The organism is Nocardia asiatica NBRC 100129 (assembly GCF_000308415.1).
Lineage (GTDB): Bacteria > Actinomycetota > Actinomycetes > Mycobacteriales > Mycobacteriaceae > Nocardia > Nocardia asiatica.
Window position 1 is genome coordinate 39028 of sequence record NZ_BAFS01000033.1, and the last position, 23973, is coordinate 63000.

General features: G+C 68.4%; 21 protein-coding genes and 1 pseudogene. 9 read left to right on the forward strand and 13 right to left on the reverse strand.

What is annotated here, in order from left to right; translation table 11 throughout:
* Positions 1-26: 26 nt before the first annotated feature.
* The 3 genes and pseudogenes from ON27_RS45745 to ON27_RS04190 all read left to right on the forward strand — a co-directional run.
* Positions 27-216: pseudogene (locus ON27_RS45745) on the forward strand (histidine kinase); the annotation flags it as partial.
* The gene (locus tag ON27_RS45750) at positions 210-503 is read left to right on the forward strand and encodes a sensor histidine kinase (RefSeq protein ID WP_373282729.1); all 294 of its coding nucleotides are present in this window, start codon (positions 210-212) and stop codon (positions 501-503) included. The pseudogene ON27_RS45745 and the gene ON27_RS45750, both read left to right, overlap by 7 nt.
* 546 nt (positions 504-1049) lie before the next feature.
* Positions 1050-3059 carry a polyprenyl synthetase family protein gene (locus ON27_RS04190; RefSeq protein ID WP_218002956.1) on the forward strand — a complete coding sequence of 670 codons (2010 nt, stop codon included), beginning with the start codon at positions 1050-1052 and terminating at the stop codon, positions 3057-3059.
* Positions 3060-3123: 64 nt separating this feature from the next.
* Here ON27_RS04190 and ON27_RS04195 read toward each other — a convergent pair whose 3' ends face one another.
* From ON27_RS04195 to ON27_RS04250, 12 genes are all read right to left on the reverse strand, one after another.
* Positions 3124-3942, reverse strand: a complete 819-nt coding sequence (locus ON27_RS04195) for an ABC transporter permease (RefSeq protein WP_043719507.1) — start codon at positions 3940-3942, stop codon at positions 3124-3126.
* Complete coding sequence (locus tag ON27_RS04200) at positions 3939-4544, reverse strand: ABC transporter ATP-binding protein (RefSeq protein ID WP_043719509.1); 606 nt, start codon at positions 4542-4544, stop codon at positions 3939-3941. The genes ON27_RS04195 and ON27_RS04200 overlap by 4 nt, the downstream gene beginning before the upstream one ends.
* 303 nt (positions 4545-4847) lie before the next feature.
* On the reverse strand, positions 4848-6188 hold the full coding sequence (locus tag ON27_RS04205) for a hypothetical protein (RefSeq protein ID WP_043719513.1): 1341 nt from the start codon (positions 6186-6188) through the stop codon (positions 4848-4850).
* On the reverse strand, positions 6185-6574 hold the full coding sequence (locus ON27_RS04210) for a hypothetical protein (RefSeq protein ID WP_051046205.1): 390 nt from the start codon (positions 6572-6574) through the stop codon (positions 6185-6187). Before ON27_RS04210 ends, ON27_RS04205 begins: the two co-directional genes overlap by 4 nt.
* A complete protein-coding gene (locus ON27_RS04215; RefSeq protein WP_043719515.1) occupies positions 6574-6762 on the reverse strand; it encodes a hypothetical protein in 189 nt (62 codons plus the stop codon). The genes ON27_RS04210 and ON27_RS04215 overlap by 1 nt, the downstream gene beginning before the upstream one ends.
* Positions 6759-8531: a hypothetical protein gene (locus ON27_RS04220; RefSeq protein ID WP_043719598.1), complete on the reverse strand. Its 1773-nt coding sequence runs from the start codon at positions 8529-8531 to the stop codon at positions 6759-6761. Before ON27_RS04220 ends, ON27_RS04215 begins: the two co-directional genes overlap by 4 nt.
* A gap of 187 nt (positions 8532-8718) precedes the next feature.
* Entirely contained in the window at positions 8719-9594 is an 876-nt protein-coding gene (locus ON27_RS04225; RefSeq protein WP_051046207.1) for a lysophospholipid acyltransferase family protein, read from the reverse strand.
* A gap of 15 nt (positions 9595-9609) precedes the next feature.
* Positions 9610-10335, reverse strand: a complete 726-nt coding sequence (locus ON27_RS39655) for a hypothetical protein (RefSeq protein ID WP_051046208.1) — start codon at positions 10333-10335, stop codon at positions 9610-9612.
* Entirely contained in the window at positions 10332-10889 is a 558-nt protein-coding gene (locus tag ON27_RS04235; RefSeq protein ID WP_043719517.1) for a hypothetical protein, read from the reverse strand. The genes ON27_RS39655 and ON27_RS04235 overlap by 4 nt, the downstream gene beginning before the upstream one ends.
* A 231-nt stretch (positions 10890-11120) precedes the next feature.
* Positions 11121-12467 carry a glucarate dehydratase gene (gene gudD, locus ON27_RS04240; protein ID WP_043719520.1) on the reverse strand — a complete coding sequence of 449 codons (1347 nt, stop codon included), beginning with the start codon at positions 12465-12467 and terminating at the stop codon, positions 11121-11123.
* Positions 12464-13858, reverse strand: a complete 1395-nt coding sequence (locus ON27_RS04245) for an MFS transporter (RefSeq protein WP_043719522.1) — start codon at positions 13856-13858, stop codon at positions 12464-12466. The genes gudD and ON27_RS04245 overlap by 4 nt, the downstream gene beginning before the upstream one ends.
* A 125-nt stretch (positions 13859-13983) precedes the next feature.
* Positions 13984-14907: a LysR substrate-binding domain-containing protein gene (locus ON27_RS04250; protein ID WP_043719524.1), complete on the reverse strand. Its 924-nt coding sequence runs from the start codon at positions 14905-14907 to the stop codon at positions 13984-13986.
* A 104-nt stretch (positions 14908-15011) separates the two neighbouring features.
* Here ON27_RS04250 and kdgD point away from each other — a divergent pair, with 104 nt between their 5' ends.
* Together kdgD and ON27_RS04260 are read left to right on the forward strand one after the other, a co-directional pair.
* The gene (kdgD, locus tag ON27_RS04255; RefSeq protein WP_043719527.1) at positions 15012-15926 is read left to right on the forward strand and encodes a 5-dehydro-4-deoxyglucarate dehydratase; all 915 of its coding nucleotides are present in this window, start codon (positions 15012-15014) and stop codon (positions 15924-15926) included.
* Entirely contained in the window at positions 15926-17527 is a 1602-nt protein-coding gene (locus ON27_RS04260; RefSeq protein ID WP_043719530.1) for an aldehyde dehydrogenase (NADP(+)), read from the forward strand. The genes kdgD and ON27_RS04260 overlap by 1 nt, the downstream gene beginning before the upstream one ends.
* 75 nt (positions 17528-17602) lie before the next feature.
* Here ON27_RS04260 and ON27_RS04265 read toward each other — a convergent pair whose 3' ends face one another.
* Entirely contained in the window at positions 17603-17845 is a 243-nt protein-coding gene (locus tag ON27_RS04265) for a hypothetical protein (RefSeq protein ID WP_157227080.1), read from the reverse strand.
* Positions 17846-18365: 520 nt separating this feature from the next.
* Here ON27_RS04265 and ON27_RS04270 point away from each other — a divergent pair.
* The 4 genes from ON27_RS04270 to ON27_RS04285 all read left to right on the forward strand — a co-directional run.
* A complete protein-coding gene (locus ON27_RS04270; protein WP_218002957.1) occupies positions 18366-19112 on the forward strand; it encodes a FadR/GntR family transcriptional regulator in 747 nt (248 codons plus the stop codon).
* A 33-nt stretch (positions 19113-19145) separates the two neighbouring features.
* Entirely contained in the window at positions 19146-19850 is a 705-nt protein-coding gene (locus ON27_RS39660) for a cache domain-containing protein (RefSeq protein WP_051046209.1), read from the forward strand.
* Between the two features lie 126 nt (positions 19851-19976).
* A complete protein-coding gene (locus ON27_RS04280; protein ID WP_043719536.1) occupies positions 19977-20192 on the forward strand; it encodes a hypothetical protein in 216 nt (71 codons plus the stop codon).
* A 443-nt stretch (positions 20193-20635) separates the two neighbouring features.
* The coding region (locus ON27_RS04285) for a non-ribosomal peptide synthetase (RefSeq protein WP_043719540.1) at positions 20636-23973 on the forward strand (3338 nt) is incomplete at its 3' end.

Genomic DNA, 23973 nt, shown 5'->3' on the forward strand with positions numbered 1-23973 from the left:
ACTCGGTCCGCGATACGCTCTCCCAACTGCGGCTGCGCGAGTTGCTGGGCGAGGTCGAGGATCGCATCGAGCAGATCATCGACGCCCGCGACCGGATGGACGGCCTGATCGAGGCCATGCTGACCGTCACCTCCGGACTGGACCTGGATCGCACCCTGCGCACGATCGTGCACACCGCGATCTCCCTGGTCGACGTCCCCTACGGCGCGCTGGAGCCGGAACCGGCCGACCACGCCGAAGCCGTGGTGCGGGAAGCGCTCAGCAACACCGTCCGGCATTCCGGCGCGGCGTCGGTCTCGGTCGAGATCACCTTGGCCGACGACTTGACCATCGTCGTCGAGGACGACGGGTGCGGCATGCCCGGCGAGGTCACACCGAGCGGCCTGACGAATCTCGCGCGGCGCGCGGAGGAGGCGGCCGGCAGTTTCACGGTCGCTTCCGGTACCGGCAGCGACGGAGACAGCGCGGGAACGAGGCTGTGCTGGAAAGTGCCGCTGCGCTGACCGCGACACGTCCGGATGGGCCGCCCGTGGCTCGGCTTCGGGAGAACCGGCCTCTTGCCGTGTCTCTCGCTGATGACGTTTCTTGGTCCAGTACCGGCCCGGCACGCGGCCCAACTTCTACGACCCCGTATGTGCACGCTCGAGACCCGTGCTGATCGTGCTGACCGTGACCCGCCTGCGCCGGCTCGGCACGAGGACGGTCGGATGGCCGACGCCCCAGGCGGCACCACCGCAGATCAGCACCTCGGCACGGGCGGCGAGCCGGTGAGCACCGTCGAGGTCGGCTGATCGGCGAAGGTCACCCGCTGTGGGATGGCGTCGCGGCGGCGGAGGCCGACGCACTGGGAGACATAGGCGATCGGGGCGCGGACGCCTCATCGGGCACGGCGAGGCGGGCGCGAAGCCGGCACGGCCGGTGCCGCCGGTCAGCACAGTGGCAAGGCATCAAAAACCGCCAATCACAACATCTTCCGCGCCACTGTGGTGTCGAATTGCCGTGATCGACGGTGTTGTGGATGACCGATGCAATCAGTCAGGAGTGCCCGCGTGCCACATGAAATCTATTCGGCTGTCTTTCCCCATCTGGATGCGGACCTGGACCGCATCCGCAACGTTCTCGGACCCGTTCACCTGGAGGGCAGACCCGAACTCGCTGCGCTCACCGACGACGGGCCGGGCACCTCGCGACGGCTGGTCCGCCCCACGTTGACCCTGTTGTCGTACTATCTGCTCGCCGATCCCGCGGCCCCGGCCGACGATCGGGTCGTGCGCGCCGCCGCAGCCGTCGAGTTGCTGCATCTGGGCTCGCTCTACCACGACGACGTCATCGATCACGCATACGAGCGTCGAGGCCGTCCCAGTGCCAATGTGGTGTGGGGTTCGCATATGGCCGTACTGGGCGGGGATTCCGTGATGCTCACGAGCGTGCGCATGCTGGCCGAACTCGGGCAGCGCGAGGTTCTCGCGGGAGCCATCGCGGGGGAGCAAATGTGCGCGGGCATGGTGATCGAGGCCGCCGACCTCTACACGGCGTCCCGCAGCGAGCAGTCCTACCTGGACGCGATCGACGGCAAGACGGCGGCGGTGCTCTCACTGGCCTGCCGGGTGGGCGCGATGCAGGCCGGCCGGTCCGAACGTCAGGAAGAGGCGCTGTCACTGTTCGGCCGCTACTTCGGGCTGGCTTACCAGCTGTGTGACGACATCCTGGATCTGACTTCGACACCCGAGGAGATGGGCAAGCCCGTCAACGCCGATCTGCTGGAGGGGATCTACACGCTTCCGGTGATCCGCGCGGCCGCCCGCGACCGAAACCTTGGTCGCCTACTGCACAGCAGGATGACGCGTGAGCAAGCCGAAAGTGCCCGCGAACTCGTCATCGCCTGCGGCGCCGTGGACGAAACACAGGCGACCGCTGACGATTTCCTGGACCGGGCAGCCGAACAGCTCTCCACCCTGCCCGTCGATCCGCGCGTCCGCCAGGCGATGATCGCTTACGCCCGGTCCACACTCGACCGGCGAACTGCCGAGTCCGCGGTCGCGCGGCAGTCGACGCGGCCACCCCGAGCGCACGGTGGTGGACTTGCGCCGCAGCTGGCTCAATGGCTGAGGAACTGGCTGTTGGATACCGGCCTTGCCCTCTCCCCTGCCGAGGCCGACTACCACCGGTGGACGGGAGCGATCCGGATCCCGGCCCAGACCCTGGCCCCAGCTGCGGACGCGACTCGTGAACAGACGGCCTACGCAATGGCCGTGCTGGTCCTCGCTTGGGACGACCTCTTCGAGGATCCGCAGCTGAGGGATCCGGAAGCGGTCACCGCGTTGCGGCGTGGCATGGTCGCGACACTGCGCCAGGACCCGGCGAGGCCGTGGCGACGCGGCGCGATTCCGGCGGCTTGGGCCAGTCTGTGGCCGCGGCTGCGCGCGGGCCGGACCACCCGCTGGCAGGAGCGGTTCCTCGACGGCATCGAGGAGTGGTTCGAAGCCGCCGAACGCGAAGCGCATCATCGCATCAGCGGCTACGTCCCTGCCACAGCCGACTACCTGCCGCTGCGGATGTCGACCAGTGGGATCGAAACCGCCATCGCCTGCATGGAGGTGTACCACGACCGCGAACTGCCCTCGAAACTGCGCAGCCATCCGGTGATCCGCCGTCTGGAGGAACTCGCGTTCTGGGTCACCTTCGTGGAGAACGACCTGGTGGGTTTGGATCAGGACGAGGCGGACCGAGTTCCCTACAACCTGGTACGAGCAGTGCGTCACGAAACCGGCTGCACTCGCCGCGAAGCCATCGAGCAGGTGCAGCGCCAAGTAGCGGACCAGCGCGCCCAACTCGAGGCGGTGATCCACTATGTCCCCGCGCTCCTACGCGTTCTTCCTGGCCTGCCCGGCCGGGGAAAGGACTACGCGGAAATGTATGTGAACATAACGGGCGTGGGGCTCTGGGGGCGTGAGAGCGATCGGTACACCCCTACTTCCGGTACCGCGGCGCCGGACCTGGAACGTTTGCGCCGTGAGGTCTACCTCTCGGCTGCCGAGTCGGTTCCCTCCCCGTCATAGGTCCCGTATCCGGCAAAGCAGGGTGTGGTCCCGTGCGTCCACGATGTGGCCGCGCGGGACGCCCTCAGTGTTTCGCCTGCTCTGGCGATTTCGTCGGTCCGGGCACGCGCAACCACATCCTGGGTCGAAGGTTGGAGCGGGTGCGCCGATGGAAAGCGACCAGTCCGATGAGGGCGCTCGCGGTGAACCAGGCCAGTTGCACGGCGAAACTCCCCCTCGGCACGGCGTCGGAGAAGCCGGCCGCGGTCGAAGCCTGCATCGCCCCGAAGGAGGGCAGCCAGCGCACGAAATCGCTGTCCGCCCCAGCGCTGGCGATGGGATTCTGTACGGCCATGTCGAAACAGCTGATCATCGCGATGGCGAACATCCCCTCCACCTCGCGGCGCAGCAGCGCGCCGAGGGCGACACCCAGCGCACCGTAGGTCATCGCCGCGCCGAAGAGCGCCGCGGCGAGCACGACCGGCTGCCGAGGCGACCAGTAGCAACTGATGACCGCGGTGGCGTACCCACAGACCACCACCGAGGCCACCATGAGGCAGGCGATCTTCGCCGAACCCAGCGCGACCCGGGGATAACCGGCCATCGACAGACGCCGGTCGAATGCTCCGCTGCCGAAAGTCGCCGCGAACATCATGAACCCGATGATCAGTGAGACCGCCATCAGGGCGCCGCTGATCTGGGCGAGCTCATTGCCGTTGGCGCGCAGGACCAGACCGGTGTATCGAAGCCGGAACGGCACTTCGACATCCGTGACCGCCACGCGGACCACGGTGATCAATATGGGCAGGAAGACAGCCACCAACAGCATGGCGAACCGGTTGCGAGCGTGCTCGATGAGGCCGTAGCGCGTGGCGATCACGAACAGCCGCAACCCGGCACTCATTTGACGTGCTCCTGTCCGCCCCGTAGGACGCCGTCGTACAACCGCCACACCTGGTCCAGCCTGTCGGTGTCGTGAGCTAGATGCGACACCACCAGAACCGACCGGGCGGTATTACGGAAGACTGCGACCAGCTCCCAGAAACGCAGATACGTCTCCCAGTCGAAACCCTGATACGGCTCGTCCAGCAGGAGAACCTGCGGATCATGCATCACCGCCAGCGTCAGGTTGAGCTTCTGCCGTGTACCGCCGCTGAGGGTCCCGACTCGTTCACCGGCATACTCGGAGAAGCGCAAGATCTCCATCGTCTCCTCGGCCCGCCGCAGGTTGGGGATCGCGTAAGCCGCGGCGAAGAAGTCCAAGTGCTGACGCACCGTGAAGGCGTCGTTCAAGACCACCTGCTGAGGGCAGTAACCGAACCGCCCACGGTGCCGGACCACCCCACGGTCCGGTCGCAGCTCTCCGGACAAAACCTTCAACAGCGTCGACTTCCCCGCCCCGTTCTCGCCGACGATGCCCACCAGTGCCCCCGGCGGCAACACGATGTCGACGCCACGCAGTACCGAACGCCTGCCGTAGGCGTGGTGGACGTCCTCCACCTCCATCAACGCCCCTTACCCACCGCCGATGTAATGGTCCGACAACGGATCGAATGCTACCAATCGACAGCGAAACCCCATGTTGTAACGCGGAATTCGTGGCACCCACGCCGAGCGCGAGGACAGCATGCTTTCCCCGCGCGACGAACTGCCTGCCGCAGTACGGCAGCGGGACGCGGTCAGCCGCGCCGTCGCATGTATGGCGTCGTTCCCACCGACGTGGTCCTGCGTACCCGCTGTCCAACTTTCGTCGGAAGACGGTTGAGACCGACACAGCAGGCCAACGCGCTGGTGGCGAATTCGCTACTGCTAGGGGTATTCCAACAGAAGATAGAGACCGGTGAAGGTGAAACCGACCATGGTCAGCATCAGGGCGAGTTGGCCGGTGAGCCGGTGCGCCCGCGGCAGCAGTCGCAGGCACTGGTCGTGCGCGGCGGCGACACCGAGGATGTGACCGGCCACCACGGCAAGCACTTTGATCGTCCCGAGGGCGGCGGGGTGCGCGGACAGCACGTAGGCGACTTCGCGGTCGGCGAGCCCGAGGAGATTCCATCCTCGCCCGAACGGGTCCGCGAACAAGATCGCCGTCGCCTGGCCCTTCTCCACGAGAAACGTCAAGTAGTGGGCTACCAGATAGCCGGCGACGATCGGGGTCAGGCTGTGCGCGAGGCGGGCCGGAAGCAGTCGCCGCCGCGCTTCGTCCAGGCCGCCGGTCGTTCGGGCGGCGGTCCGGAACGCGACGCCGACGACGACGATGAAGCCGAGCAGCCCCGCCGTATTCAGCATGGTCGGCCAGATGTCCGACCCACCGCCACCCGCGTCGGCCAGCAGTCCACGCCATATGGGGAACGTGGTGAAGCTGTCGAAGGCGGTCGAGCCGAGCAGGGTGGCCGCGACGGCCACCGCGCCGATTCGCACCGGGGTGCCCGCCAGGTTGTCCAACGGTGACCGCAGGACGAGTGCACCGGTCCGGCTGCGCCCGAACGGGCTCAGCCTGCCGAGCAGGCTGCTGTACACCTCGAGCGGATCGGCGCGCTCGGCCCATGCGGTGCCGCACACGAGCAGGCCGATCGTCGTCACGACGAGGTATGCCGCCAGCCAGGTGGTGACAGCCCCCACCGAACCCGGTTCCGGGTAGGCCAGTTCCAGCCAGACGAAGGAGAACAACCCGAGCACCGCGGGCCACTGCCCCCAGCGGATGGGGTAGCGGACCAGGCCGCGGCTCGGCGGGTGCCGCCAGGCCAGGCAGATGACGCGGTGCACCGCCCGTGCCGGGGAGAGCACTTTCCAGACCGGTCCGGCGAACAGCGAAGCGACCATGACACCGACCCACAGGAAGATGTAGACGACGCCGGGAACGGGATTATCGGCGGGATCGGACGGACCGAAAAGACCGATCGCGAGGACGCCGACGGTGGCGGCCACGCTCACCAGCGCGATCGCGGCCCGCACCGTGCGCGAGTCCACGACCGCCGCGACGATCGCAGGCAGCGCGATTCCAGGGGATCGCGGCTCCAGCCGTGGCTCGCGCCAGGCGAACGCCAGTACCGCGAAGGAGAACGTCAAGGCCCAGGCGGCCCCGACGAGGGCATACGACAGCGGTATCGGCAGATCGGCGGCTCCGCCGATGCCGTGCGCGAGCACCGTCATCCGCGTACGAGCAGTGTCGCCACCGTACGGCGCGCGTGGTGCAGTTCGATCTCCACCCGCCCCGGCACGTTCACGGTGAACCGGAACCGCTGGCCGGCGCCTGGAGCGACCGCGAAGGTGTGCTCGGGCGCGGCGTGGACGTGCAGTTCGTCGTCGGTGTCGCTGTCGACCACGAGCTCGATCGGTCGTCCCACCCGGGTCTCCAGCCGGACGTCGGCCGGGCTCACCGATCCCCCGGCGATCCGCACGGCTACGACGAGAGTGTCCGGCTCTCCGGCAGCCGCGCTGGTCGACGGGGTGGTGGCGGAATCGGTCGCAGCGCAGCCGACCACGAGCAGACCACCGAGCAGCAGCACGAGCCAGCCCCAGCGCCGCACCGAACTCATCACTTCTCCTTGTCCACGCTGTGCTCGGACGGCGAACCGGTCCCCCGCTCCCGGTCCTCCGCACGACGGTCGCGCAACGCGATGAACACGACGACGGCCACGACCAGAAAGGCGGGCAGGAAAGCCGGGATGGCCAGCAGGATCGAATGATCGGCCAGCACGTCCACGCCGTCGTAGCCCTGGGTCATCGCGATACCACCGGTTCCACGGCCGGTCGGCTCGCGTGCGGATACCGGTCGTTGATCCGTGCCGCGCCCCAGGACAACGCCCACACGAGCACCAGGCTGCACAGCAGCACGACCAGTGACGCCGCGGTGAACACCCAGGACGGGAAATCGAACGAGCGCTCCCGCTGCAGCACCGTGATCTCGGCGATGAACGGCCGGGTGAACGAGGCCAGGGCGGGGACTTCGTCGACGCCGATGCCCGGGTCGGCGGCCATGAAGATCGGCGCCGCGGTCAGGACGCGGCCGTCCTGCATGCGCAGGACGGTCTTCCACGTTCCGTGCGCTGGAACGGGTTCGGTGGACACGTAGTGGCCGGGGCCCACCCGCTGCAGTCGATCCACGACCAGACCGCGACCGGGACTGCCGGTGCCGATCCCGCCTTGCCAGGCCAGGATCTGCATCCATTCGGGATCCGCGCCGACGAGATCGGTCGGCGTCACGCGAACGTCCGCGAGCACCATCCTTCCGCCCGTGTCCGACGCGGCGTCGCGGAGGGTAACGGTGGCCTCGGCTCGCTCCGGTACGTCGGTGAGCAGCCCGTTGGCGGTCGCGGCCGCCACGATCACCACCGCGGCGACCATCAACCCGCGGCGCACCGGCGGACGTGGCAGCGGTTCCCCACGCAATGCCATGGCCAGCAGCGCGCCCACGACACCACCGGCGATGCCGGTGGGCACGGCCATCGCCAACAGTTCCGGCCACATCGCGGCGGGCCAGGGATTGACGAACATCGCACGCACCCACAGGGATTCCAGCCACAGCCCAACGGTCGCGATGCCGAGTCCGCACGCCGCGCCCCACCAGACGCGTCGCTTGGCCAACGGCAGCAGCGCCAGCAGTTCCACCACGACCGCGCAGCCGAGATAGAGCGGGAAGACGTTGCGCGGCGCGTCGATGATCGGCCCGCCGACCAGCACGGCCACCACCGTGCGGACCGAGGCGGCGAACGCGACCACGACCAGTGTGCTGAACGGCCCGAGGCAGGCGCGGGCGGCGACCAGGGAGATGGCGGCCGCGGCCACGATCAGCATCGGTTGCAGGACAAGCCGGAACTGCTGCACGCCGAAGTCGAATTCCACCTGGAACACCGACAGACCGATGAGCAGGCCGCCGAAGGCGAAGGACCGCAACAGCCACATGAGCCGTCCGTCGGGGCGGTCGGGTTCGGGCTTGCTGTGCCTGCCCTCGAACTCCAGCAACAGCACGCCGACCAGTGACAAACCGGCGCCGCCGATGAGCATCAGGTGGGTCGGGCCCCACAGCGTGACGTCCTGACCGAACAGCCGGTGCCAGATGTCGTCGAGGGGGAAGCCGATCAGCGCGTAGAGGCCGGCGCCGGCGATGAGGATGCCGCCGACGGGCGCGTACCAGGTACGGGTGATCCGCACCGCGGCAGCGCCGGGCTGCTCGTCCAACGGGAGCACGATCGCCGACATTCCGGCGGTGAACAGGAAGAACAAGCCCGCCAAGATGAAGTAGTGCGCCGGATTCGCCAGCGGCCCGTCATCGCGTCCGTTGCCCACGTGCAAGCTGACGTCCCAGATGAAGCCCAGCAGGGCGGTCAGGATCGTCGCGAGGAACAGGGCGAGCGGTAGGGCGACCCAGCCCGGTCGATTGAACAGTCGCCCGAGCCGGTCGGCCACGCGCTGCAGCCACGTGATCCGGCGCGTGCGGTGCAGGTAACCGATCCACAGCAGCACAATGGCGACCACTCCGGCAGCGCCGGTCATCGCCGCTACCTGATCCAGCGCGGCTCCGCCGCCTTCGGTGCCCGGGGCGGCGAACCAGCCGGACGCATCATGCGCGAGTGCGCGCACGGGAGACCTCCATCACACGAAGGATATATATGTTACGAAAGGTATCATAAACAATGCCGGACCGGGGAAGGTGCGGCGGAAATCGCCGCATCGAGTCCGTTCAACCGACGATCGGCAAGTCGCGCTCTTCGTCCAGCCTGGTCAGCGTCCGCTGCATGACTCCGGTGACGTGCCGGTAGGCCCGTTCCACATCGAGTTCCGGACCCAGTACGTCCCGCAGGTCGATCGGATCCAGGAATTCGACCGTGATCTTGCTGGGCAACGGCAGGTGCCCGGCGAGATCCCCGATGTTCAGTCCCCACGGCAGGGCGATCGAGATCGGGAACACCTTCAGCCGCAGCATCCGGTCCAGCCGCAGCAGGCGCGCGATCCGATCCCCGCGGGTGAGCACCAGTTCACTCTGCTGCGCACCGATGTTGACCACCGGCACGATCGGCACCCGCTCGTTCCAAGCCAGGCGGAGGAAGCCGGTGCGACCGGCGAAGTCGATGCGGTCCTCCTGCCAGGTGGGGCGATGCACCTCCCAGTCGCCGCCGGGATAGACCAGTACCGCCGCACCGTCACGCAGTGCCTGCTCGGCGTTGCCCGGGTCGGCGTTCACCGTGCCGAAGCGGCGCAACAACGACCCGATCACCGGGTAGGCCATCACCATGTCGTGGGCCAGTTGGAAGAAGGGCCGGTCCGGGCCGAATCGGCGAACGAACGCCAGGGTGGTCACCAGCACCTCCGGCGACACGTTGCCGCCGGAGTGATTGGCTACCAGCAAGACCGGCCCTTGCTGCGGAATCCGCTCCAGGCCGCGTACCTCCGCCCGGAAATACAGGCGGACCAACAGCCAGCCCAGGCCCATGGTGTCGGCGATGAACCGCGGGTCGCGATCGCCGGGATCGGCGGTGGGAACGCGGGCCTCGACTTGCTGGGCGACCCAGTTCGTCGCACGGTCGGCCGCTCCCGTCGCCAGTCGAAGGACATCCATGGGCCAGGCTTTCGGCTAGGCGCCGGTCGAGAGCAACTGGTCGAAGAACGCCCGGTAGCCACGCAAGGCTTGCCGCAGGCCCTCGGTGTCGGACGTGTCGCCCAGGCGCGCGTCCAGTTCGCGTTTGCGCTCCTGGTAGGTCGTGACCAGCTGCTCGATGGTGCCGCCGAGCAGCTCGTCGGCGCGGGTGACCGCGGCCTTCGGGTTGTCGACGAAGTTGACCTGAACTTCTCGCCACTGGGTGCGCAGGCGATCGAGTTCGGCTTCGGGGATCAACGGCGCGAGCTGGTCGCTGGGCGCGGAAGCGGTCGACGTGCCGTCGGATCCGCGGGCCACGTCTTGCCGAACGTCCTGGGGTGCAGAGGCTGCGCTGCTCTGCTGGGCAGCGGCGGCGCTGCGCTGCTCGGCGTCCCCGGCGAACTCCGCTCGTTCGGCGCGGGTAGCGGACGACCCGGCAGCGGCGTCCTCGCGTGTCACGCCGGAGTCGTCGTCCACGCCACCGGGCGCGTCCGGTTGGAAAGCAGCTCCGCTGGTCGCCCCGCGCTCGGAGTCGTCGATCCGGTTCACGGCCGGTCCGGTCTCGCGCCGGACCCCGGTTTCACCGACCGGCTCGGCGTGGGCGTCGCGGGGCCGATCCGTCGCTTCGCCGTACTGGCCGGGGCGCGACGCGGCGGTCTCCCCCGTCCTGGCCGAATCCTCTTCCGTCCTGGTGTGCAGCTGCCGCTCGGATTCGGTGCTCATGATTTCACGTCCTTCTTCCCATGGTCGGCCACGCCGAGCAGATCCTTGAACAGTTCCCGGTAGTGCACGACCGCCGTGCGCCGGTCCTCGGTGGACACCTCCGCACCCCTGCGCGTCGCGATCTCGTGCGCGGCGCGATAGTGGCCCAACGGCTCGGCGTGCTCCACGGACAGATCGGCGAGCTGCTGCTCGTAATTCTCCGTGGGGTAGCCGCGCTCGGCCATGATCGTGGTGACGAGGCGGTCGGCCTCGGTCAGCGCGCCGGCCGGGTCGTCGATGAATCGCTCCTGCACCTCGACCCAACGGGTGGTGTAGACCCGCTTCTCGTCGTCCGACAGCTCGCGTAGCCGCAGCTGCGCGTGTCTGCGCTCGCGTTCGGCGAGTTCTTGCTCTGCCGTCTTGCGGTCCTCGAGTTCCTGAACCGTCCGGTCGTACTCGGGGCCGAATCTGCGGCGTAGTCGCTGCCTGCGCACCATCGGCCAAACCAGGAACGCGAGAAGGGCCGCGACCACGATGGCGATGACGGCGATGATCACCCATGCTCCAGCCGACATCTTGACCTCCTTGCCGAGCTTGTTCGCAGGGGTAATGCCTCTTCTGGGTGGATCCAAACTCCTGATCTACGGCGTGTTGGGCGTATCTGCCCCCGGCTCCCGATACGCGCCGACCGGTAAAGCACGTTTCGCCAGAAGTGATTTCGGCTTGCGAGCGGAATCGCCGGCGAGCGTGGCGGCAAGCAGAGGAGCCGCAGACCAATGGTCTACGGCTCCGTTCTGCCAATGACCTCAGCGCACCAGCGCAGGGCGCTTGCTGTCGAAGCGCCAGCCCGGCACGAGGTATTGCATGGTCGCGGCGTCGTCCCGATCGCCGAGGCCCTCCCGGTGGTACAGCTGGTTGGCGGCGGCGACACGCTCCTCGTCCAGGTCGACGCCGAGTCCGGGTCGTGACGGCAGGGTGAGCATGCCGTCGGCGATGGGGTAGGGATCGCGGGTGATTCGCTGGCCGTCCTGCCAGATCCAATGGGTGTCGATGGCGGTGATGGCGCCGGGCGCGGCCGCGGCGACGTGGGTGAACATCGCCAGAGAGACGTCGAAGTGGTTGTTGGAGTGCGAGCCCCAGGTCAGACCCCACGCATCACATAGCTGGGCGACGCGGACCGAGCCCGCCATGGTCCAGAAGTGCGGATCGGCGAGGGGGATGTCGACGGCGCCCGCGCGAACGGTGTGGCCGAGTTCGCGCCAATCGGTGGCGATCATGTTGGTGGCGGTGGGCAGGCCGGTGGCCCGCTTGAACTCCGCCATCACCTCACGACCGGAGTAGGAACCTTCCGGGCCCACCGGGTCCTCGGCGTAGGCGAGCACGTCGGTCAGCTCACGGCACAGTTCCACGGCCTCGCTCAACAGCCATCCACCGTTCGGGTCCAGGGTGATCCGCGCGTCCGGGAACTCCTCGGCGAGCGCGCGAACCGCGGCGGCTTCGTCGCGCCCGGCCAGCACGCCGCCTTTGAGTTTGAAGTCCCGGAAGCCGTAGCGTGCACGGGCGGCACGGGCCAAGGCAACCACCGCGTCCGGGGTGAGCGCGGCCTCGTGCCGGAGCCGCAGCCAGGTATCGGCGTCCTCGGGCTCGTCGGCGCCGCAACGGTACGGCAGGTCGGTACGGGTGCGGTCGCCGACGAAGAACAGGTAACCGAGCACCGGCACCGCCGTGCGCTGTACGCCTTCGCCCAGCAGCGCGGCCACCGGCACCTCCAGGTACTGCCCGAGCAAGTCGAGCAGGGCGGATTCCACGGCGGTGACGGCGTGTACGGTGACCCGCAGGTCGAAGGTCTGGCTGCCGCGCCCGCCTGCGTCGCGGGCGGCGAAGGCGCGGCGGATGTCGCCGAGCACGGCGTGGTAATCCCCGACGGAGCGGCCGAGCACCAATTCCGTGGCGTCGGCGAGGGTGGCGCGGATGCGTTCGCCGCCGGGCACCTCGCCCACCCCGGTGCGGCCCTCGGAATCGGTGAGGATCACCAGGTTGCGGGTGAAGTAGGGAGCGTGCGCGCCGCTCAGGTTGAGCAGCATGCTGTCGTGGCCCGCGATCGGCACGACGCGCATGCCGGTGACGCGAGGGGTGCGGGGCGAGGATGTCATGACCGGTTCTCCGAAGTGGTGACGGCGAGGGCGTCAGGGGCCGCCGGTGCGCGATCGGCGGGAGCGGCGGGAGCGGCGGGAGCGCTCTCGGCGGCGGATCGCGCTTCACGACGCACCAGCAACACCGACGCCGCGGCGAGGACCGAGGCCGCGGCCAGTGCGTACAGCCCCCAGGTCACCTCGCCGGTGGCCGACTTCACCAGGCCGAAACCGTAGGGCGCGACGAACCCGCCGAGGTTGCCGATGGAGTTGATGATGGCGATGGCCGGGGCCAGCACGAGCGGGTGCAGCCCGGACTGCGGGATGGACCAGAACAGCGGACTGGCGCTCTTGAAGCCCATGGCCGCGATGCACAGGAACACCAGGGCGAGCCACGGCGAAGTTATCGCGGCCAGGTAGGTGCCGACCGCCGCGGTGAGCAGCGCGATGATCAGCAGCGGCCTCCGGTTGCCGGTGCGGTCGCCGATCCGGGCGGAGACGTACATGGCGATCACGGCGCAGATCCACGGCAGGGAGGCGAGCAGGCCGACGGTGATGTCGTCGACGCCGTCGATGCGGCGGATGATCGAGGGCAGCCAGAAGGTGTTGGCGTAGATCGAAAGCTGGATCGCGAAGTAGATCCAGCAGAACAGCAGGAGCTTCGGATCGGCGAGCATGCGCCAGCGTGACGCCTTGTGCGCCATGCCCGAATTGACGGCTTTGTCGATCTCCTCCGCGGCAATGGTTTCACCGAGCGCTTTCCGTTCTCCCGCCGTCAGCCATTTCGCGTCTTCGATCCGGGAATCCAGGAAGAAGAAGGCGATGCAGCCGACGATCACCGAGACCATTCCCTCGATACCGAACATCCATTGCCAGCCGTGCAGGCCGGCGCCGCCGTCGAGCGAGAGCAGCGGGCCGGACAGGGGGCCGGAGATCGCGGCCGCGATCGACGAACCGGCGACGAACAGCGCGGTGGCGCGGCCGCGGTGGCTGTTGGGCAGCCATTTGGCCAAGTAGAAGATCACCGCGGGGAAGAAGCCCGCCTCGGCGGCGCCGAGCAGGAAGCGCAGGACGTAGAACATCGTCGCGTTCTGCACGAACATCATCGCCGCCGAGATCAGACCCCAGCTGATCATGATGCGGGTGAGCCAGACACGGGCGCCGAATTTCTCCATCATCACGTTGCTCGGCAATTCGAACAGCGCGTAGGCGATGAAGAAGACGCCCGCACCGAATCCGTACGCGGCGGCGCCGATGCCGACGTCCGCCTCGAGATATTCACGGGCATAGCCGATGTTCGATCGGTTGATCTGGTTGCAGATCAACATGACGATGAACAGCGGGACTACTCGTCGAAAGAATTTCGATACGGCCGCATCCAGGTCCGCTGTCGGCTGCCGAGTGAACGACATCGTCCACTCCTTTCGGTCGAACCACCACCGCGCTGCGCGGTGCTGTGGGAAGAGATCGTCGAAGCGAGTGACTCGCCTCACAGCACCGAACTTAGAGAGCGGGCACGATTCCCGTCCAACACCAATTACGGATGAATCGATACAGGAAAGGTATCGGACGGTCGCTCCTCCCGTGCGCCCAACCCCCGCAGCAACCGCGCCAGCGCCGGGTTCTCGTTGTCCTGCCGCCAGACGAGATCGAGTTCCACCACCTGTGCGATCTCCGCCAGCGGCCGGTACCGCACGTTGTCGAAGCGCATGCCGGCCGCCGATTCGGGCACCAGCGCCGCACCCCATCCGAGGTTGACCAGGGCGAGGATGCTGTGCACCTGGGTCATGTACTGGGTGACCACCGGCACCACCGCCGCGGCATGCAGCACACTGGTCACCAGTTCGTGGAAGTAGCGCGCCTCGACCGGCGCGTGCATGACCATGTCCGCGCCGTGCAGGGCCGCGACCGGCAACGGATCGACCGAGGCGGCGAGCGGATGATCCCCGGGCACCGCGGCGATCAAGCCTTCGCGCACGAAGGTGCGGGCGCTCAGATCCGGCCGAGTGATCGGCGGGCGCACCATGCCCAGATCCAGTGACCCGTCCGACAGCGCCTCGACTTGGTCCATCGTCACCAGTTCGCGCAATTCCACGTCGACATCCGGCAGCAGGGTGCGCGCTGTCGCCAGCACCAAGGGCAGGCCCGAGTGCACGCTGGCGCCGGTGAAACCCACTCGCAGCACCCCGCCGGTGCCCGCCGAGACCCGGCGCACCGCCAGGGTCGCGCGCTCGGCCTGCTGGAGCAGGCGGCGAGCGTCCACCAGGAAGGCCTGACCGGCCCGGGTGAGCCGAACCGTGCGGTTGGAGCGATCGAACAGTTCCGCGCCCACTTCCTTCTCCAGCAGTTGGATCTGCCTGCTCAGCGGCGGCTGCGTCATCCGCAGCCGTTCCGCGGCGCGCCCGAAGTGCAGTTCTTCGGCGACGGCCACGAAGTGGGTGAGCTGCGCGAAGGTGAACATTCGATACCGACCTTGTATTGATGGATATGCAAACAGTGTTGGACGTGAATCATAAGTCGTTCCTAGGGTGGGCTCAGCTGGCCCATCGAACAGGAGCGCCCACCATGACCACTGCCGCACCGCAGGACATCGCCCGGAAACTCGGCTCCGGTCTGCTGTCCTTCCCGGTCACCCATCTGCGTGCCGACGGATCGTTCGACGACGCCGCCTACCGGGAGAACATCGCCTGGCTCGGCGGCTACGACGCGTCCGGCCTCTTCGCCGCGGGCGGCACCGGCGAGTTCTTCTCGCTCACCCCCGCCGAGGTGGAGCAGGTGGTGACCGCCGCGGTCGCCGAGGCGCCGGAGGGGCTGCCGGTGATCGCGCCGGCCGGTTACGGCACGGCCACCGCGATCGAGATGGCGCGAGCAGCCGAACGCGCGGGCGCGCACGGAATCCTGCTGCTGCCGCCCTATCTCACCGAGGCGAGCCAGGAGGGGCTGGTCGCGCACGTGCGGCAGGTGTGCGCGGCCACGGACCTCGGCGTGATCATCTACTCGCGCGCCAACGCCGCCTACACCGAGACCGCCGTCGCCGAACTCGCCGACCGGTGCCCGAACCTGATCGGGTTCAAGGACGGCATCGGGAACATCGAGCAGATGACCCGCATCTACGCTGCCCTCGGCGACCGGCTCACCTACGTGGGCGGGCTGCCGACCGCGGAGATGTTCGCGCTGCCCTACCTGGCCCTCGGCGTCACCACCTATTCCTCGGCCATCTACAACTTCGTCCCGGAGTTCGCGCTCGCCTTCTACCGGGCGCTGCGCCGCGGCGACACCGAGTTCGTCCGCACCGCGCTGAACGACTTCGTCATCCCCTTCTGCGACCTGCGCAATCGGAAGCCGGGCTACGCGGTGAGCATCATCAAGGCGGGCATGAAAGTGATCGGACGTCCGGCCGGACCGGTGCGCAGCCCGCTCACCGACCTCGACGAGGTCGAACTCGCCGAACTGGCCGATCTCGTGAAGAAAGTGAGCTGATGACCGCCTCTCGTATCGACGCAGCGCACCTCACCGGCGCCAACCTGGTGGGCGCGGCGGATGCTCCCGGCGCGGGCGCGCCGTGGCAAGCGACGAATCCGGCGACCGGAGCCGAACTCACCCCGGTGTATCGCGACGCCGACGCCGCGACGGTGGCCCGTGCCGCCGAACTGGCCGCGGCCGCCTTCGAGCGCTATCGGCACACCGGCTTCGAATCGCGCGCCGCATTCTTGGACAGCATTGCCCAGCAGGTCGAGGCACTGGGCGATGTCCTGGTCGACCGGGTGATAGCCGAAACCGGCCTGCCCGAGGCCCGAGTACGCGGTGAGATCGCGCGCACCACCGGCCAGCTGCGGCTTTTCGCGGACGTGGTGCGCGAGGGCAGCTGGACCGGCGCCCGCTGGGACCGGCCCGATCCGGGACGCAGCCCGTCGCCGAAGCCCGATCTGCGGCAGCGCCGGATACCGCTGGGCCCGGTCGCGGTGCTCGCGGCGAGCAACTTCCCGCTCGCGTTCTCCGTGGCCGGGGGCGACACCGCGTCCGCGCTGGCCGCGGGCGCGCCGGTGGTGGTGAAGGCGCATCCCGCCCACCCGGGCACCTCCGAGCTGGTGGGCCGGGCGGTGCGCGCGGCCGTGCGCGAGCACGACCTGCCCGAGGGCACCTTCTCCCTGCTTCACGGCGGCGTCGACACCGGGTTGGCGCTCGTGCGCGACCCGCGCATCCGGGCCGTGGGATTCACCGGCTCGCGGCAGGGCGGGCTCGCGCTCGTCGCGGCCGCCGCCGCGCGCCCGGTGCCCATTCCGGTATTCGCCGAGATGTCCAGCGTCAATCCGGTCTTCGTGCTGCCCGCGGCCTTGGCCGAGCGCGGCGCACGGCTCGGCGCCGAGTTCGTCGCCTCGCTCACCACCGGCGTCGGGCAGTTGTGCACCAGCCCCGGTCTGGTGTTCCTGGCCGACGGCTCCGGCGCCGACGATTTCGTCGACGCGGCGAGCTCGCAGATCGCCGCCGCGACCGCCGCGCCGATGCTGAACCCGGGCATCGCCGCGGCGTTCGCCGCCGGAGCGCGAAGGCTGGCCTCTACCGACGCCGTGCGAACCGCCGCGACCGGCATCGCCGCGGGGGCCGCCTGCGCTGGTGTGCCACAGCTGTTCGTCACCACCGGCGAGCGGTTCCTGGCCGACCGGGAACTCCAGGAAGAAGTGTTCGGACCCGCCTCGATCATCGTCCGGGTAACCGGAGCGGAGCAGTTGGCCGCCCTCGTCGACGCACTCGAGGGCCAGCTCACCGCCACGGTGCACGCCGCGCCCGCGGATCGCGAACTCGCCCGCACCCTGCTCGGCAAACTCGAACTGATCGCGGGCCGGGTGCTCTTCGACGGCTGGCCCACCGGCGTGGAGGTCGGTCACGCGGTGGTCCACGGCGGCCCCTTCCCCGCGACCAGCGCGCCCTCGACCACTTCCGTGGGCAGTCGCGCCATCGAGCGGTTCCTCCGGCCGGTCGCCTATCAGAACGTCCCCGACGACCTGCTCGCCGACGAGATCCGCGCGGACAACCCGCTCGGCATCTGGCGGCGCGTGGACGGGGCCATCACGCGGGACTGAGATCCGGTCACCGCGCGGGTACGACGCCGCACGCCCGGCTGTACTACCGGGCGTGCGGTCGCGCCCGACTCGAGTTCAGGCCCACGCCTGCTGCAGGGGCGGGATCAGCTTCGCCCAGAATTCACGGCGTACCGCATCCCACAGCCTGGACAGCTCGGGAAGGAGTTCTCGCGCCTGCGCGAGATCGGGGTAGTTGTCCGGGGTGAAGCAGACGACCGGCGAAGCATCGCGGGTGTCGTTCACGGCGACGATCGCGATCAGGTGGTGGTGGACGAAGCGCCACGTCACACGCACCCCGTCGACTTCGGTATGGCGCACGTCATCCATCTTCGAAACCCCGGCGGCGTGCGCTCCGCTCGTGCTCGGGCCGACCACGGTCGAGCGGCCGAATCGCCGCATCGGCCGCCGTCTCGGCACGATCGCGGGCACGCGACCGTGGACGCTCGCTGTGACTGCTCTGATTGTCGAACATGGAGAAATCCTGCTTCGATCGTGACGCCGCCGCGTCCGGATGCCCCAGGGGCAGTTCCACGCCCTAGAACATAAGACATTAGAGTTCATAGTTCAATGGGGTCCAGCAAATCGCGCCGAGTTCGCGGCAACCGACCATCAGCGGACGCTTGGCAGCGACTCGGTCGGGAGCGCGCCGGAAGTCGCCGTGGGCGGCCGCAAGGGCTGATGCCCTCCGGCCTCGCGCCCGGCAAAACGCCGCCCAGGCGGCTGCCGCGCCTACCGCGGGCAGGTGGCGCAGCGTACCGTGGACATATAACTCCAGAGTTCATATTTCAAGTGTTCCTTGGCTAGGATTCCGATCACATCCCCACCCGAGGAGTCGCGTTTGTCCAAACAGGAGAACGCCGGACTGACCGCTCTCAGCGCCGTGTTGTCACCGCTTGAAGGCGGCGGCCCGAAAACCGAGGCCGTGGTGCAGCGGTTGTGCGCCGCCATCAGCCTCGGCCTGATGGTCGACGGCCAGCAGTTGCCGAGCGAGACCGATCTCGCCAACCAGTTGGGTGTGTCGACGATGACCCTGCGGGAGGCGTTGGCCGTACTCCGGCAGCGAGGCATCGTGCACACCAAGCGCGGACGCGGCGGCGGCAGCTTCATCCGCGGTGGGGCGGAGGTACTGGAGAGCACGTCGCTGGCCCGGCTGCAGCAGATGAGCGTCCAGGAGTTGCGTGACCTGGGGGACGAACATTTCGCCGTCACCGGAGCGGCCGCCGTATTCGCCGCGCGCCGCGGCTTGCGTGCCGATGTAGCCCGGCTCCGATCTCTGGCCGACCGGCTGAAGGACAGCGGCGAACCTATTTCGGCCCGCCGGGCCGACAGCCGCTTTCATATCGAGCTGGCGGTGTGCGCGCAATCCACCCGGCTCACCCGCGCCGAGGTCGCGCTGCAAGCCGAACTCTCCGCTCTGCTCTGGTTGCCCCGGCTGAAATTGGACCCGGCGGCCGAAGCCACCGCTCATCGCGATTTGGTGGACGCGATCGAGAGAGAAGACGATGACCGGGCGAGGGAACTGGCAGAATCACAAACCGAATCACGTATCCGCCGCCTCGTCGCCCTACGCTTGGAGCTCAGTTGATCGATGAGGAGAACCGATGACTTTCCAGTCCCGGTGACCGTAGAGTCGCTCGCGCACGCCGTCACGGAACTGGCCGACGAGGTCTACCGATCGCTGGAGATCATCGCGACCGGGCTGACGACACTGTGGACAGGCTTGCCCGCGCAGTCGCGGCACGCTCCCCGATCGACCGACTTGGAGCCCCTGCGCGAGACCATCGTCGGCGAACTCGAGCAGCGCGGAAATCTGTTCGAAAGCGCGGGCGCAGTGATGGCCGACGGCGTTCTCGCGGATCGGCCCCGGCATCTGGAGTGGTGGTCGCTCGACGCTCAGCGCGGACCGCAGCGCCTGATTCTGGAATTGAACCCACACAGCGAATACTTCTACGACTACGCGGAAATGGAATGGTTCGCGATCCCGCGTGATCAAAACCGGCGGTGGGTGTTCGGGCCGGGCCTCGACTATGCGTGTACCGATCAATACATCTGCACGTTCGCGACACCGGTCACGGTCCCCTCGGGAACCTTCCTCGGAATAGCCGGCGCCGACGTCCCGGTCGCTTCGATCGAGGAGGCACTGCTTCCGCGATTCCGGGCAGCGGGTCAGCGGGTGGTGCTGGTCAACAGCGAGGGCCGCGTCATCATGGGAACCGATCCCGAGTTCACCACCGGATCCAAGACACGCCGGATGGATCGATCCGCCGCGGCGGTGCCGGTCGAGGGGACGCCTTGGTCGTTGCACCCGCTGGGCTCGCGCTGACATCCCCGGACAGGTGGGACGCTACGCCTGGGCATCGGGCCACGACGAGCCCGGTCCACTGATGCGCGGTGCGCCCCGATGAATGGGGTCGTGCGTCCCAGACGAGTACGCCGAATACTCGTGCCCATGAAGGCGATCATCGCGAGCCTCCTCGTGACGGCCACACTCCTCGCTCCCCTGTCGACCGCCTCCGCCGCGCCGCTCGAGCAGCAGGCGACCATCGCGGAGACCGGGTCGGCCTCGACCGGGTCGGCCGGCCAAGCGCTGTGCCTGCTACTGCGCATGCTGCGGGCGGGGTGGGTCGACAGTTCCGGTGGCGGCCCCGCCTGCACATTCCCCTGACGCGCGATCGGCAAGCGGCGTGGACGCCGCCCGAGGAGCGCCGCGGCCGGTCGAACGGGAATTCGCGGATGCGCCTCGAAGCCCAGAGGCATTGTCGCACTGACGATCTCGGCCACGAAGCAGGTTCGTCGCGCGCCGACGGGACAGGACTGCGCGAGCAAGAGAAGCCGGCCGCTGGAGCACCATCAGCCGGGCCCACGTCGCACTGGAGCACCTGGTCGACGGAAGATGTGAGACACAGCATAATTCGCCCGACGCTGCAGTATGCCGCGCCGTAGGCAGGCCACCGGCTGTGTACTGTCCCGACGGGGCGGACGGTATGGACTTCTCGCGGGAGGGTTACCAGTCTGTCTGCGACACCATCGCGAGCACGTAGCGATCTCGGGGGCCGGAACGATGATTCGGCTGCCAGCCAGCACCACCTGAAGGAGAAAGCACAGGAAATGAAGATGGACCGCCGTTCTGCGCGTGGAAATCGCCGTCGCCGTTCCGGCGGTCTACTCTTCGGGCAACTGCTCACCGCCGCGGTCGAATCCGCCGCCGACACGGTGGCGATTCGATTCAGTCCGACAGATGACTCCGCCGATGCCGTCGAGCTGACCTATCGGCAGCTCGACGAAGCGTCGTCTCGGTTGGCACGGGAGCTGATCGATCGGGGCGTGGGCCCCGGCGACGTGGTGGCCATCGGCATCCGGCGCTCCATCGAGTCGGTTCTGTCGGTGTGGGCGATCGCCAAGACGGGCGCCGCGTATGTGCCGATCGATCCCACCTACCCGCCCGAGCGGATCGCCTACATGGCCGCCGATTCCGGAGCCGCGCTCGGCTTGACCACGTCCGCATACCGCGAAGCGCTCGGCACGTCCATTCCCTGGATCGAACTCGACGATCCGCGAAACCAGGAGCGCATCGGACGACGGCCCGCGCACCCGGTTTCGTATACCGATCGGGTGCGGCCGCTCACCGAGCAGCATCCCGCCTATGTCATCTTCACTTCCGGTTCCACCGGTCGACCCAAGGGCGTCGTGGTCACCCACGCCGGACTGGGTGCGATGGTGGCGTCCGAGCGGGAGCGCTACGACGTCACCGAAGGCTCGCGGGTGATGCACATCTGCTCGCCGAACTTCGACGTGTCGGTGCTGGAACTGCTGCTCGCCTTCGCCACCGGGTCGACCCTGGTGGTCGCGCCGCCGACGGTGTTCGGCGGGTTCGAACTGGCCGATCTGCTGCGACGCGAACGCGTCACGCACATGCTCATCACACCCGGCGCGCTGGAATCGGTCGACCCCGCGGGTCTGGTGGACCTGCGAGTCGTCATGGTCATCGGTGACCGGTTCGGCCCCCACTTGGTGAACCGGTGGGCTGCCGGGGGCCGCGCGATGATCAACGGTTACGGGCCGACCGAAGCGACGGTCATCGCGACCAGCAGCGCGCCGCTCGTGCCGGGCGAGACCGTCACCATCGGTAGCGCGATACCTGGATTCGGTGTGTTCGTGCTGGATTCGCGTCTGCGCCCGGCCCCGGCCGGGGTGGTGGGCGAGTTGTACCTGTCGGGCCCCGCGCTGGCAGCGGGCTATCTGAACAGGCCGAGTCTCACCGCGGCACGTTTCGTGGCCAATCCTTTCGGCGGCGAGGCCGCAAACCCGGGCTCCCGCATGTACCGAACCGGCGACTTGGCCCGCCGCCTGAGCTCGGGCGGCATCGAAGTCCTCGGACGTTCCGATTTCCAGGTGAAGGTGCGCGGCTTCCGCGTCGAACTGGGCGAGATCGATGACGCGCTGAGCCGCCATCCGGAGGTCGAATTCGCCGCGACGCTGGGCAAGCGGCAACCGAACGGCACGACCATGCTGGTGTCCTACGTCCTGCCCAAGACGGCAGCGGTGGACGCGGCAGGCATCGAAGTCGAATTCGACACCACCGAACTCTACGATTTCATCTCCGAGACGTTGCCCGCGTACATGCTTCCCTCGTCGATCATCGTGCTGGACGAGATCCCGTTGACGCCGGTGGGCAAGCTCGATCGAGCGGCGTTGCCGGAGCCGGTCTTCGCCGCGCGGGCGTTCCGTGCGCCGTCCACCCCGGTCGAGGAGATCGTGGCGGAGGTGTTCGCGGCGTTGCTGGTGCCCGAGGAGGACGGGCGTGTCGGCGTGGACGACGACTTCTTCGAACTCGGCGGCAATTCGCTGCTCGCGGCGCAGGCGGCGGCGCGGATCGGCTCCGCGTTGGATGTGCGCGTTCCGGTGCAGTTGCTGTTCGAGGCGACAACGGTCGCCGCGCTGGCTGCTCGGGTGGAGGCGCACGCGGGGTCGGCGGCGGGGCAGGCGTTGCGTGCGCTTCCGCGGCCGGAGCGGGTGCCGCTGTCGTACGCGCAGCAGCGGATGTGGTTCTTGAACCGGTTCGATCCGGGCAGCGCGGTGAACAATATCCCGGTCGCCGTGCGGTTGTCGGGACCTCTGGACGTGGCGGCGCTGCGCGCGGCGGTGAGGGATCTGGCCGAGCGGCATGAAGTGCTGCGCACCCTCTACCCGGATCACGACGGCGAGGGCAGTCAGCTCGTATTGCCGGTGACGGATCCGCGGGCCGTGCCGGAGTTGGTGGTCGAGCAGGCACCGGAGTCGGAAGTGGCCACGTGGGTGGCCGCGGCGGTCGGTGCGGGTTTCGACGTGACGGTGGCGCCGCCGGTGCGGGTGCGGTTGCTCGAGTTGAGCGATACCGAGCACGTGCTGGTGTGCGTGGTGCATCACATCGCGGGTGACGGGTTCTCGATGGGTCCGTTGACGCGGGATCTGATGAGCGCGTATGTGGAGCGCACGCGCGGCGGTGCGCCGGGGTGGGCGCCGTTGGAGGTGCAGTACGCCGATTTCGCGTTGTGGCAGCGGGAGATCCTCGGTGCCGAGGACGATCCGGAGTCGTTGCTGGCCCGGCAGATCGCCTTCTGGCGGGCGGGGTTGGCGGGACTGCCCGAGCAGCTGGAATTGCCCACGGATCGGCCGCGTCCCGCGGTGGCTTCCCATCACGGCGCCACGCTGGGGTTCGAGATCGGCGCCGACGTGCACGCCGCGTTGAGCCGAGTCGCGCACGAACACAATTCGACGTTGTTCATGGTGGTGCACGCGGCGTTGGCGGTACTGCTGGCGCGGTTGTCGGGCACCCGCGACATCGCCGTCGGCACTCCGGTCGCGGGGCGTGGCGAGGCGGCGCTGGACGAGCTGATCGGCATGTTCGTCAACACGCTGGTGCTGCGGACCGACATCGACCCGGCGGCGCGGTTCGATGAACTGCTGGGTGCGGTGCGGTCGGTGGACGTGGAGGCGTTCGGGCACGCCGACGTGCCGTTCGAGCGGCTGGTCGAGCTGCTGGACCCGCCGCGATCGGCGGGACGCCACCCGCTGTTCCAGGTGATGCTGACCTTCCAGAACTTGGCGCGCGCCGAACTGGAGTTGCCGGGACTGTCGGTGTCGGCGGTGGACCTGGCGGTGCCGCTGGCGAAGTTCGATCTGCAACTGACGGTGGCGGAGAACATCGACCCTCACGGAGGCGCGCGAGGGTTGTCGGCGGCGTTCACCTATGCCACCGATCTGTTCGACGAGACCACGGTGCAGCACTTCGCCGATCGGTTCGCGCGGATCCTGGCGGCGGTGGCCGCGGACGCGTCGGCGGTGGTCGGTGATATCGATGTGCTGGCCGCGGGCGAGCGGGAGCTGGTGCTGCACGAGTGGTCCACTCCCGGGACGGCGGCGCCGGAGACGACGCTGGCGGACATCATCGCCGAGCAGGCGCAACT